This window comes from Xenorhabdus stockiae (assembly GCF_002632825.1).
Classification (GTDB): Bacteria; Pseudomonadota; Gammaproteobacteria; order Enterobacterales; family Enterobacteriaceae; genus Xenorhabdus; species Xenorhabdus stockiae.
In genome coordinates this window covers 1-12,656 of record NZ_NJAJ01000026.1, presented here as the reverse complement: position 1 = coordinate 12,656, position 12,656 = coordinate 1, and the positions used below count along the sequence as shown (strand labels likewise).

12 protein-coding genes are annotated in these 12,656 nt (G+C 45.5%); 2 read left to right on the top strand and 10 right to left on the bottom strand.

Annotated features, from left to right (window positions below; genetic code table 11):
- Positions 1-7: 7 nt before the first annotated feature.
- From Xsto_RS13665 to Xsto_RS13635, 7 genes are all read right to left on the bottom strand, one after another.
- A complete protein-coding gene (locus tag Xsto_RS13665) occupies positions 8-1,057 on the bottom strand; it encodes an FAD:protein FMN transferase (RefSeq protein ID WP_099125394.1) in 1,050 nt (349 codons plus the stop codon).
- Positions 1,058-1,182: 125 nt separating this feature from the next.
- Positions 1,183-2,409 carry an NADH:ubiquinone reductase (Na(+)-transporting) subunit F gene (gene nqrF / locus Xsto_RS13660; protein ID WP_099110773.1) on the bottom strand — a complete coding sequence of 409 codons (1,227 nt, stop codon included), beginning with the start codon at positions 2,407-2,409 and terminating at the stop codon, positions 1,183-1,185.
- Between the two features lie 15 nt (positions 2,410-2,424).
- Complete coding sequence (gene nqrE / locus Xsto_RS13655) at positions 2,425-3,021, bottom strand: NADH:ubiquinone reductase (Na(+)-transporting) subunit E (protein ID WP_099110774.1); 597 nt, start codon at positions 3,019-3,021, stop codon at positions 2,425-2,427.
- A gap of 8 nt (positions 3,022-3,029) precedes the next feature.
- Positions 3,030-3,659 (bottom strand): NADH:ubiquinone reductase (Na(+)-transporting) subunit D, encoded by a 630-nt coding sequence (locus Xsto_RS13650; protein ID WP_099110775.1) that lies wholly within the window; start codon positions 3,657-3,659, stop codon positions 3,030-3,032.
- The gene (locus Xsto_RS13645; RefSeq protein WP_099110776.1) at positions 3,652-4,446 is read right to left on the bottom strand and encodes a Na(+)-translocating NADH-quinone reductase subunit C; all 795 of its coding nucleotides are present in this window, start codon (positions 4,444-4,446) and stop codon (positions 3,652-3,654) included. Before Xsto_RS13645 ends, Xsto_RS13650 begins: the two co-directional genes overlap by 8 nt.
- Positions 4,439-5,677, bottom strand: a complete 1,239-nt coding sequence (locus Xsto_RS13640; RefSeq protein WP_099125393.1) for an NADH:ubiquinone reductase (Na(+)-transporting) subunit B — start codon at positions 5,675-5,677, stop codon at positions 4,439-4,441. Before Xsto_RS13640 ends, Xsto_RS13645 begins: the two co-directional genes overlap by 8 nt.
- A gap of 3 nt (positions 5,678-5,680) precedes the next feature.
- The gene (locus tag Xsto_RS13635) at positions 5,681-7,024 is read right to left on the bottom strand and encodes a Na(+)-translocating NADH-quinone reductase subunit A (RefSeq protein WP_099110778.1); all 1,344 of its coding nucleotides are present in this window, start codon (positions 7,022-7,024) and stop codon (positions 5,681-5,683) included.
- 431 nt (positions 7,025-7,455) lie between these two features.
- Here Xsto_RS13635 and Xsto_RS13630 point away from each other — a divergent pair, with 431 nt between their 5' ends.
- Positions 7,456-8,196: a L,D-transpeptidase family protein gene (locus Xsto_RS13630; RefSeq protein ID WP_099125392.1), complete on the top strand. Its 741-nt coding sequence runs from the start codon at positions 7,456-7,458 to the stop codon at positions 8,194-8,196.
- On the opposite strand, the gene Xsto_RS13625 is transcribed toward Xsto_RS13630, so the two are convergent.
- Both Xsto_RS13625 and lpcA read right to left on the bottom strand, forming a co-directional pair.
- Entirely contained in the window at positions 8,167-8,934 is a 768-nt protein-coding gene (locus Xsto_RS13625) for a class II glutamine amidotransferase (RefSeq protein ID WP_099110780.1), read from the bottom strand. The two genes, Xsto_RS13630 and Xsto_RS13625, sit on opposite strands and share 30 nt — an antisense overlap.
- 76 nt (positions 8,935-9,010) lie before the next feature.
- Complete coding sequence (gene lpcA, locus Xsto_RS13620; protein WP_099110781.1) at positions 9,011-9,592, bottom strand: D-sedoheptulose 7-phosphate isomerase; 582 nt, start codon at positions 9,590-9,592, stop codon at positions 9,011-9,013.
- Positions 9,593-9,850: 258 nt separating this feature from the next.
- Here lpcA and fadE point away from each other — a divergent pair, with 258 nt between their 5' ends.
- Positions 9,851-12,292 (top strand): acyl-CoA dehydrogenase FadE, encoded by a 2,442-nt coding sequence (gene fadE / locus Xsto_RS13615; protein WP_099110782.1) that lies wholly within the window; start codon positions 9,851-9,853, stop codon positions 12,290-12,292.
- A gap of 38 nt (positions 12,293-12,330) precedes the next feature.
- On the opposite strand, the gene Xsto_RS13610 is transcribed toward fadE, so the two are convergent.
- On the bottom strand, positions 12,331-12,656 hold a 326-nt coding region (locus tag Xsto_RS13610), incomplete at its 5' end, for a transposase (protein WP_141554512.1).

Here is a 12,656-nt window from a genome sequence, read left to right as displayed (position 1 = left end):
TTCCCTCTTATTTCTTCTGTTGTAAATCGTCTTTCTGTTGTAAATAGTGCTTAAAGGCCGGGCTATAACGTTCTTCAAAACCATCTTTAGTTTTGACAATCATAAAGACCGGAATGTTCAGCTTCTCAGCCATTTCCATTCCCTTTTCCGGCCCCAGAACATCTATCCCGGTAGAAAAACCATCAGCACTCATACAGCTTGGAGCAATCACCGTGATTGAAACCAGATTATGCGCGATAGGTCGGCCTGTTTTAGGATTAATCGTGTGTGAATAGCGTACGCCATTCTGTTCAAAGTAGTTACGATAATCACCCGATGTTGCTACAGCCATATTACCCGGTGCAATAATTTCCTGAGCACTTTGTGTCATTCCGCTATCGGAGGGTTTTTCAATCGCAATTCGCCAAGGTGTCCCTTTTCCATTATTGCCTGCAGTGCGGACTTCTCCGCCAATATCAACCATGTAATTACCGATATTCTGAGAAGCCAGATATTCCGCCACAACATCAACACCGTAGCCTTTGGCAATGGAAGAAAGATCAACATACAACTCAGGAATGGATTTAATCAGACTATTACCTTCAACAGATAGTTTATCAATGCCAATCCATGCGCGACGTGTTGCCAGTTCATCCTCTGTTGGTGCCTTCGTTACGCGCCCTTCCGGCCCGAAACCCCATAGATTCACTAATGGCCCGACAGTGACATCCAGCGCACCATCCGTCAGCTTATTAATGCGGATGGCTTCTTTAACAACCTTGGCGGTGGCTGCAGATACCGGAAAAGGCGTATTCACTTCATGGCTTTGATTAAAACGACTCAATTCAGAATTTGGCCGGTAAGTGGACATCTGATCGTTTACTTCCTCCAGTAAACGATCAATCTCTTTTTGCATGTTTTCCGGAGAGGGAACTGATGAATCAGCAACATATTTGACGGAGTAATAAGTCCCCATCGTTTGCCCACTCAGATTCTGCTGTTCAGGGCCACCACATGCTGACAACAACATTGCCGCCAGTAGCATTACACCCCAGTTGATAATTTTTTTATTCAACATAACTTACTCTTTCTGAATCGTCAGCGCCCACAAAATGTGGGCGCTTATCGTTAAATCAAAGTGTTATATACCCACACAATTTACTGCCATTGTGGGGGATATATATCATGGCCTGATTCAAATCATCAGCCACCGAAATCATCCAGCAGGATGTTTTCATCTTCTACACCAAGATCTTTCAGCATCTTAATGACTGCTGCGTTCATCACCGGAGGCCCACACATGTAGAACTCACAATCTTCCGGTGCCGGATGGTCTTTCAGATAGTTTTCATACAGAACATTATGAATAAAGCCTGTGTAACCATCCCAATTATCTTCCGGCAGGGCATCAGACAATGCCACGTGCCATGTAAAGTTCTCATTTTCTGCCGCCAGCTGATCAAAATCTTCGGTATAGAACATTTCGCGCTTAGAACGAGCACCATACCAGAAAGTGATCTTACGCTTGGAGCTCAGTCTTCTCAGCTGATCAAAGATATGCGAACGCATTGGTGCCATACCTGCGCCACCACCGATAAAGACCATCTCTGCATCAGTATCTTTCGCAAAGAACTCACCAAATGGGCCGGAAATAGTGACTTTATCACCCGCTTTCAGTGACCAGATATAAGAAGACATGATACCCGGTGTCACGTCAGGATTTCTTGGCGGCGGTGTTGCAATACGCACATTCAGCATAATGATGCCGTGCTCTTCCGGATAGTTCGCCATAGAATAGGCACGAACAGTTGGTTCAGTAACTTCAGAAACATAGCGGAACAGGTTAAATTTATCCCAGTCCTCACGGTATTCATCCGGTACATCAAAATCGGAATAACGGGCAACATGTGGTGGACATTCAATCTGAATGTAACCACCAGCACGGAATGGTACAACTTCCCCATCAGGAATTTTCAGTTTTAATTCCTTAATGAAAGTCGCTTTATTATCGTTAGAGATAACTTCACATTCCCACTTTTTAACGCCGAATATTTCTTCCGGCAATTCAATTTTCAGGTCCTGCTTAACATTAACCTGACATGCCAGACGGCAGCCTTCTTTCGCTTCGCGTTTGTTAATGTGAGACAGCTCGGTAGGCAGAATGTCACCACCACCGTCCTTGATTTTTACACGGCACTGACCACAAGAACCGCCGCCACCACAAGCAGAGGAAACGAAAATCCCCTGATTAGCCAGCATACCCAATAACTTGTCACCGGCAGGAGCAGTAAAGCTTTTATCCTCATCGCCGTTGACTTCAACTTTAATATCCCCGGTGTTCACCAGCTTCGATTTTGCGAACAAAATCATTGCTGTCAGTGCCAACACAATCAGGGTAAACATTACTACGCCTAGAATGATTATATCCATGAATTCTTCCCGCCTTTAGAGCTGCACGCCGGAGAAGGACATAAAGCCCAATGCCATCAGCCCGGTGGTAATAAAGGTGATCCCCAGTCCTTTCAAACCCGCCGGAACATCCGCATATTTCATTTTTTCACGGATTGCGGCCATCAGAACAATTGCCAGCATCCAGCCCATACCTGAACCGAAACCATATACGATGGATTCGCTGAAGTTATAATCGCGCTGGGCCATGAAAGAAACACCACCAAAAATCGCACAGTTTACCGTAATCAACGGCAGGAAAATCCCCAATGCGTTGTAAAGGGCGGGAACGTAGCGGTCGAGGATCATTTCCAGTATCTGTACCAGTGCAGCAATCACACCGATAAAGGTAATGAAGTTCAGGAAGCTCAGGTCAACGCCATCAATCAGGGCACCATCACGGAGTACCAGATTGTAAACAAGGTTGTTAGCAGGAACCGAAATTCCCAGAACAACCGTTACGGCAACGCCCAAACCAAAAGCGGTTTTTACGTTTTTGGATACCGCCAGAAAAGTACACATACCGAGAAAGAAGGATAACGCCATATTCTCGATAAAGACGGCACGGACAAACAAACTAATATAATGTTCCATGTTGCCTGTTACTCCTTATCAACCTGCTCAGGCTTCAGAGTCCGCAGACCCCAAATCAGCATACCAATGATGAAGAATGCACTTGGTGCCAGCAGGAACAAGCCATTAGGCTGATACCAACCGCCATTCTTGATGGATTCCATCACTGTAATGCCCAACAGTTTTCCTGAGCCAAACAGCTCGCGCAAAAAACCCACCAGCAACAGAATGACACCGTAGCCCAAACCGTTACCAATACCATCCATAAAGCTTTCCACCGGTGGCGCTTTCATGGCGTAGGCTTCTGCGCGGCCCATTACGATACAGTTAGTGATGATAAGGCCAACAAACACGGATAACTGTTTTGAGATTTCATAGGCATACGCCTGTAAAATCTGGTCTACCACAATAACCAGCGATGCGATGATCGCCATCTGTACGATGATTCGCACACTGCCCGGAATGTAGTTACGAATCAATGAAATAAAGAAGTTAGAGAATGCTGTTACCAGTGTTACAGCAATCGTCATTACCAGCGCAGTTTCCAGTTTGGTTGTTACAGCCAATGCTGAACATACCCCCAAAACCTGCAATGCTATCGGGTTATTATCAAACAACGGCCCAAGCAGGACGCGTTTTATCTCTTTGCTATCAGCCATCTTTCAGGGCTCCCTCGCGTACTTTTTTCAGGAACGGACCAAAACCGTTATCACCCAACCAGAAATCAAACATATGCTGAACACCGTTGGAAGTCAGAGTCGCTCCGGACAAACCATCTACACCGTAAGGATTATCACCGGCTCCACCACGAACGATTTTAATCGCCGGCGCACCTTCCGGGTTATACAGTTTTTTACCAACCCATTGCTTACGCCATTGTGGGTTATCAACTTCACCACCCAGACCCGGAGTTTCGCCGTGAGAATAGTAAGTAATGCCGCGAGATGTTACGCCATCCACATCAATAGAAATAAACGCATACATCATTGACCACAAACCTGAACCGTAGATTGGCAATACCAGCTCAGTGGTTTTACCCTGCTCATCTTTGACCAGATAGATTTCGGCCATATCAGCGCGACGGCGGATTTTTGCCAAATCCTGTTTCGATGATAAAGCGATACTGGTTTCATCACTGCGCAGAGCATTATTCAGGTCAAACTTACCATCACTTTTTTCAAGTGCTGCCGTTTTCAAATTAAGTAATTCAGGTTGAATACGACTGTCATACACTTCTTTAATTTCTGCTGTTGTCATGTCTGGCTTGAGCAAACCGGCAACATCCAGAATATTGCGCTGCTTATCCAGCAGTTTCTGTTCCTGCTGCTGCGCTTTCAAACCTACGGCTGAACCAGCAACGACAATCGAACATACAAGGCACAGCACAAAAACAACGAGAAACGTTCTGCCGATGCTATCATTATTTTTTGGTTTATCATTAGCCACGGGCTTTTCTCCGCTTAATATTGGCCTGCACGACCAGATAATCGAACAGTGGCGCGAACAGGTTAGCGAACAGAATCGCCAACATCATCCCTTCTGGGTAAGCTGGGTTCACAACCCGGATCAGAATACACATGACCCCGATCAGAATACCGTATGCCCACTTACCTTTATCCGTAAATGCAGCAGATACCGGGTCTGTAGCCATAAAGATCATGCCAAATGCGAAACCGCCCAGAACCATGTGCCAGTACCAAGGCATAGCAAACATCGGGTTAGTATCTGAACCAATCGCATTGAACAGATAGGACATGGCAATCATACCGACCATGACACCAGCAACGATGCGCCATGAAGCGATGCGAGCAAACAGAATGATGGCACCACCGATGAAAATCATCAGAGTGGAGACTTCACCCACTGAACCCGGGATGTTACCAAGGAAAGCATCCATCCATGTTACAGGCTGGCCTGAAATGGTGTTCATCAGAGCGTGCTGGCCTGCATTCGCCCACTGAGACAGCGGAGTCGCACCGGAAAAGCCATCAGCCGCGGTCCAGACCAGATCGCCTGAAATTTGCGCAGGGTAAGCAAAGAACAGGAAAGCACGGCCTGCCAGCGCTGGGTTAAGGAAGTTACGCCCGGTTCCGCCAAAAATTTCTTTTGCGACAACAATACCAAACGTAATACCCAGTGCCGCCTGCCATAATGGCAGCGTTGGCGGAACAATCAGTGCGAACAGAATCGAGCTGACAAAAAAGCCTTCGTTGATTTCATGTTTACGGATAATGGCAAATAAAACTTCCCAAAAACCCCCAACAACAAAAACAACCGCATAAATTGGCAGGAAATAGGTTGCGCCCAACAGCATTTTGCTGCCCCACCCTGCATCCGGTGTCAGTGATGCACCAAGATACTGAGCCAGCATATAATGCCAGTCTGAAGACAGAACCTGCTGTAATGCCTCTCCACTGTATAGATGAGTCAGGGCTGGTATCGCCTGATTCCCGACGTTATACATTCCCCAGAACATCGCCGGAAAAACAGACATCCATACCAGAATCATCATACGCTTGAGATCGATGGCATCACGGACGTGAGTTTTTCCCTTTGTCACCGTGCCCGGCGTGTAAAAGACGGTGCTCACTGCCTCATAGAGAGGATAATATTTTTCCAGCTTGCCACCGGCCTCAAAGTGATGTTCTACTTTTTCAAAATAATTTTTCAGGCCCATGAATTACCCTTCCTGCTCAATCTTAGTCAGCACTTCACGCAGTACCGGACCATACTCATATTTACCCGGGCAAACATAAGTACACAGTGCCAAATCTTCTTCATCTAACTCCAGACAACCCAGAGCCTGAGAACCGTCAGTGTCCCCAGCCAGCAGATCACGAAGCAAGTGAGTAGCCATGATATCCAAAGGCATTACTCGCTCATAGTTACCGATTGGCACCATGGAGCGATCTCCGCCATTTGTGGAAGTTGAGAAAGCAAACCGTTTCTTTTTCAGGAAATGACCGATAGTGGTGCGGGTAATGGAGAATTTATTCGTACCGGGAGCTATCCAGCCAAACAACTCTTTCTCACGGCCTTCAGACAGAACAGATACCAGAGTGTGGAAACGACCCAGATAATGATGAGCTTCATCTGATTTAGCGCCACACAATACTGAACCGGAAATAATACGGTTTTCACCCTCTTTAAGCTGCCCGTGAGTCACTTCCAGCAAGTCAGCACCCAGACGGGAACGAACCAGACGCGGTGTTTTAACCTGCGGCCCCGCCAGAGAAATGACGCGATCAGTATACAATTCACCGGTAGTGAATAGCTTACCGATAGCAATAACATCTTGATATCCAAGATGCCATACTGCTTTTTGAGCACTGACCGGTTCAATGAAATGAATATGTGTTCCAACCAACCCAGCCGGATGCGGCCCGACAAACTGGCTGTAAGTAATTTGAGGGTTGTTCCCCGATGTCGGAATTTTCCCCGCGCCGTGGCAAACGTGGATTTTTCCTTCTGTCAGTTTTGACAGAACATTCAGACCATCAACAAAAGCCTCTTCTTGTGTTGCAATAACAACGGACGGATCAGCCGCCAGTGGCTGAGTATCAATTGCCGTAACAAAGATTGCCTTTGGTGTGGAGCCTGGGACAGGAGAACGACTGAAAGGACGTGTACGTAATGCCGTCCACATTCCTGATGAAAGCAGGTTTTTTTCTACCTGTTCACGAGTCAGCCCTGCAAGTTCTGTACGCTCATAACGATCAAACGTTATTTGTTCGTCACCATTAACCTCAATCACAACAGATTGCAGTACACGGCGCTCTCCACGTCCAATGGTTACAACTTTCCCACTTGCGGGACTGGTAAATACTACCCCTGGATTCTTTTTATCTTCAAAAAGAATTTGCCCTTTTTTAACATGCTCACCTTCCTTAACCAGCATAGAAGGACGCATTCCAACATATTCTTCGCCTAATAAGGCGACATGGCGAATTGTCGGACCATCTTCTATAACTTGGGCAGGCGCTCCTGCTATCGGGAGGTCGAGTCCTTTTTTAATTTTAATCATAAGATTTGCACAAGTTTATCAGTTAAATCATATGCTACAGATCACCCAGTGGTATTTCCGCGGGGTGATGCAGCGACTTCAGTAATAAAAAACAGCTTGAGCGGCATATATCTCAAGTTATTCATGCCGATAATCGTTACAATATTCTCTTAAGTTTCGCCGGCAACGATTCTAACATTTCCCCCAAACGCTGTCTGACTAATCGAGTGATTTAGCTCAAGCAAATAAGAATAATTTCTCTGCTGAACCGTTAAATACTCGATAAAGCCGAGCACAATCATCACTTTTCCCTACTACGGAGGGCTTTTTAACCAGACTGTCTTTTTATGGGTACAAAATATCGTTGTTATATTTACTCAGCATATTGCCACGACATGATAACCTCAATCGCAGGATGTCATTAAGTTATTACCTTCTTAGGTGGTTATATTATGAAAAAAAATATTCTTTATTTTTCGCTGAGCTGGCTTCTCGTTAGTGTGCCAGCATTTACTCAGGCCCAGAGCTTGTTATCAGGCAGTAAACAATTAAGTGAAAAATCACCATTAAAACAGCTCGGCTCTGATATCTTCATTCAAATATTCAAAGAAGAAAAAGTACTTGAACTCTACACCAAAAACAGCACAGGGCATTATCAATTAACCCGGCAATATCCTATCTGTAATTACTCCGGAGGGCTTGGCCCTAAAACCCTGAAAGGGGACTTAAAAAGCCCGGAAGGTTTTTACCACGTCAGCCTTAAACAGTTAAAACCCGACAGCAGCTACTACCGAGCCATTAATTTAGGCTTCCCCAATCAATTTGATAAATACCGGGGTTATTCCGGCAAGAATTTAATGATCCATGGTGCATGTAAATCTATTGGCTGCTATGCCATGACCAATCTTTATATGGATGAAATATACCGGTATGCAGAAAGTGCGCTTCATCGTGGGCAACGAGAAATTAAAATTGACATTTACCCCTTCAGGATGACGTCATCAAACATGAAACGCCATCACAATAACGTCAATTACCCATTTTGGGAACAGTTGCAGCCTGCTTATGAATATTTCGTTCAACATAACACACCTGCAACTGTTAAAGTCATCAGAGGACAATATGTTTTAAATCAGGTAGCTCAATCAGACAATCAAACTCCATCAGACTATGCGTTCACCGAGGTGAAATAATGCATAACTTCCCGGTTCAATTTTATGCCAGTCTTCGTTATGCGTTAAAGGCAAAGTTGCAATCACGGATACCACATCATCAGGCTGCGTATGTTCCTGAAAATCAATTTCAATATCCTGATCAAGCAATTTTGCTTTACCGAAAGGTGAACGGCGGGTAATCCAGTGCAATTGTGTCGAACAATAAGCCAGCATAAATTGCCCATCCGATAGCAACATATTAAACACACCTTTTTCCCGAAGTTCATCTGCCAGTGATGCGATGAAACGGAATACCGCTGGCCAGTTGGAAGGCCGTTTAGGATATTTCACCGACAACTGATGTAGTATCCAGCAAAATGCCCATTCACTGTCAGTTTCACCAACCGGACGATAATTTCCCGTTTTCAGGTTACGATGCCCTTTCAATTGACCGTTATGGGCATAAGTCCAGTATCTTCCCCATAATTCACGGGTAAACGGATGAGTATTCACAAGGGATACATTGCCGCGGTTAGCCTGACGAATATGGGCAATAATAGCCTCTGATTTGATCGGATAGCCCTGAATAAAGTGGGCAACAGGAGAATGATAACAGGGCTGGTGATCTTTGAAGGTTCGATATCCAAGACCTTCATAGAAAGTAATTCCCCAGCCGTCCCTGTGAGGGCCTGTATTCCCGCCTCGCTGGATCAGACCACTCAAACTGAAAATGATATCCGTTGGCACATTGGCACTCATGCCAAGTAATTCACACATTGCCTACCTCTAACCTGAACCTGATACCTGTTAACGCTGATTGCTGTTAACACTGGTTTCTATTAACACGTTGTAATCAGGCTTTTTCCATCTCTTTTTCAATTAACTGAATCAAAATATGGATAACTTTGATATGAATTTCCTGAATACGATCCGCGTAACCGAAATGAGGCACACGAATTTCAACATCCGCTGTTCCGGCCATTTTGCCGCCATCTTTGCCGGTCAGGGTGATCACCTTCATCCCTTTCGCACGGGCAGCTTCAATTGCCTTAATAATATTACCGGAATTACCTGAGGTTGAAATTCCGAGCAGAACATCACCTTGCTGACCAACAGCTTCAATATAGCGGGAAAACACATAATCATAGCCAAAATCATTACTCACGCAGGACAGGTGGCTGGGATCAGAAATAGCGATACCAGGGTATCCCGGACGATTTTCACGATAACGGCCTGTCAACTCTTCCGCAAAATGCATGGCATCACAATGTGAACCACCATTGCCGCAAGAAAGTACTTTTCCTCCCGCCTTGAATGAATCTGCCAACAAAACCGCCGCTTTTTGAATGGCATCAATATTGGCATTATCGTTGAGAAAATTGGTCAGTGTCTCTACGGCTTCAGATAATTCACTGCGGATCAGATCTTGATACATGGGGCTCATACTCCTGAAAGGAAAGGTCTTCGGGATTAATAACAACAGTTATTCAGTGTAACGGATTCCCCCTCCTGAAAGAAGATTTCATTACACCCCGACGAAACTATCACAGCAAAAACAGCAATCACTTTGTGAGCTAGATTGTAATTAAGATGTAAATATATTGATAAAAGCCTTTTCCTCATCTAAAAAAGAAGAACAACACAACAGGTCAGACCTCTGACAACTCAACCTGAGATTTACAGGAGTTTTACTATGACCGTCCTCAGTATCATCTTATTTTTAGTCTTGATTGGTGGGCTTTGTTACCGCAAAGTCAGCCTGACTGTCAGCAGCCTGCTGCTTATTGCCTATACATTCATTATGGGTGTTACCGGCCTATGGAGCTACTGGCTACTGCTGCCACTCGCTATTATCCTGTTCCCTCTTGTTTTCACCCCAACCCGAATCTCTTTATTCTCCGCTCCCGGCCTGAAAGCATTCCGTAAAGTTATGCCAAGCATGTCCAGAACAGAGAAAGAAGCCATTGATGCAGGTACAACATGGTGGGAAGGTGATTTATTCCGTGGCAATCCTGACTGGAAAAAATTGCACAATTACCCTAAACCGCAACTCACTGCTGAAGAACAAGCATTCATTGATGGCCCTGTGGAAGAAGCCTGCCGGATGGCAAATGATTTTCAAATCAGCCATGAATTAGCTGACTTGCCTCCGGAGCTGTGGGCTTACCTGAAAGAGCATCGCTTCTTTGCGATGATCATCAAGAAAGAATATGGTGGTCTGGAATTCTCAGCTTACGCCCAATCACAAGTGCTACAAAAACTGTCTGGTGTCTCCGGTATTCTGGCGATCACTGTCGGTGTACCTAACTCGTTAGGTCCGGGTGAATTATTGCAGCACTATGGTACCGATGAGCAGAAAAAACATTACCTGCCCGGTCTTGCCCGTGGTGAAGAAATTCCCTGTTTTGCTCTGACCAGCCCGGAAGCCGGTTCTGATGCTGGTGCAATTCCGGATACTGGTGTCGTCTGTATGGGCGAATGGCAGGGTGAACAAGTTCTTGGTATGCGCCTGAACTGGAATAAACGCTACATTACTCTTGCACCTATCGCGACTGTACTGGGGCTGGCATTCAAATTGTATGACCCGGACCATTTACTGGGTGAGACTGAATCTCTGGGTATTACCTGTGCTCTTATCCCAACCAATACCCCGGGTGTTGAAATCGGTCATCGCCACTTCCCACTGAATATTCCATTCCAGAACGGGCCAACCCGTGGTCAGGATATTTTCGTTCCTATCGATTACATTATTGGTGGGCCGAAAATGGCTGGGCAAGGCTGGCGTATGCTGGTTGAGTGCTTGTCAGTTGGCCGTGGTATCACTCTGCCGTCCAACGCAACTGGCGGGCTGAAAAGTATCGCTATGGCTATCGGTGCTTACTCCTACATTCGCCGTCAGTTCAAACTGCCTATCGGTAAAATGGAAGGTATTGAAGAACCACTGGCCCGCATTGCCGGTAACTCTTATCTGATGGATGCAGCAGCAACGATGATCACAAGCGGCATTATGATGGGTGAAAAACCTGCCGTTCTGTCGGCTATCGTGAAATATCACTGTACCCACAGAGGTCAGCGTGCAGTCATTGATGCAATGGATATCGCTGGTGGTAAAGGCATCTGCCTTGGCCCATCTAACTTTTTGGCCCGTTCTTATCAGGGCGCACCTATCGCCATCACTGTAGAAGGTGCGAATATCCTGACCCGTAGCATGATTATCTTTGGTCAGGGCGCCATTCGTTGCCACCCTTATGTACTGACTGAAATAGCTGCGGCTGAAAAAAATGATGTCAAAGCATTTGATAAAGCGCTGTTTGGTCACCTCGGGCATGTTGCCAGCAATACCCTGCGCAGCCTCTGGTTAGGTATTACTAATGGTAGAACAAGCAGCACACCTGTTAATGATGCAACCCGCCGTTACTATCAGTTAATCAATCGCCTGAGTGCTAACCTTGCCCTGATGTCTGATGTTTCCATGGGAGTATTGGGTGGCAGTCTGAAACGCCGTGAACGCATCTCAGCACGTCTGGGCGATATTCTGAGCCAAATCTTTCTGGCAAGTGCGACTTTAAAACGCTATGAAGACGAAGGACGCCAGAAAGAAGACTTACCATTGGTACAATGGGCGGTAGAAGATGCTCTGTATCAGGCGGAACTGGCTCTGCATGATTTACTGCTTAACTTCCCTAACCGTCTGGTGGCTGGTTTAATGCGAGGAATTGTCTTCCCTCTGGGTCGTTCACGCACTGCTCCAGCGGATAAACTGGATCACAAACTGGCTCAGATATTACAGACTCCTTCTGCAACCCGTGATCGGATTGGTCGTGGTCAGTATCTGACACCAAGCGAGCATAATCCTCATGGATTACTGGAAGAAGCCCTGCATGACGTTATTGCCGCAGAGCCTATTCATGCCCGCCTGAGCCGTGAAGCAGGCAAAAATCTGGGCTTTACACGTCTGGATCAGTTAGCTGAAAAAGCATTATCTGATAATAAGATCACCAAAGAAGAAGCTGATATTCTGAAACGAGCGGAAGCCAGCAGACTACGTTCAATCAATGTTGATGAATTTGAAGCAGACGCACTCTCTGTACCTAATGCAACAAAAAAAGCGAATAAGCAAATCAAAGCGGCTTAATGCTGATACAAGTGATAAGTAAATAACCCCAATTCCGCTTAAGCTATTGCTGAAATATCTTCTTCTGAGTAGAAAATTTTCAGTGATGGCTTTTTCTCTTTAAGGCAGTAAGCAACCAATCCCGTTAAAATCGTTAACAAAAAACCGGTTATACTTCGGTGACGAGAATGTTCTAATTGAGAGTCGTTTTTTAATTGTCCATTAATCGTTTCAATGATAAAACGCTTTTTAAGCATAATATTATCCCACTCAGCCAGTGCAAGCACTTTCATGTTGCGGCGCTTTTTCGTGATAAAGGTGATATCCGTTTTAGCTAAATCATCCGCCAATTCCTGACTCAGATATCCTTTGTCGCCGTAAAGAG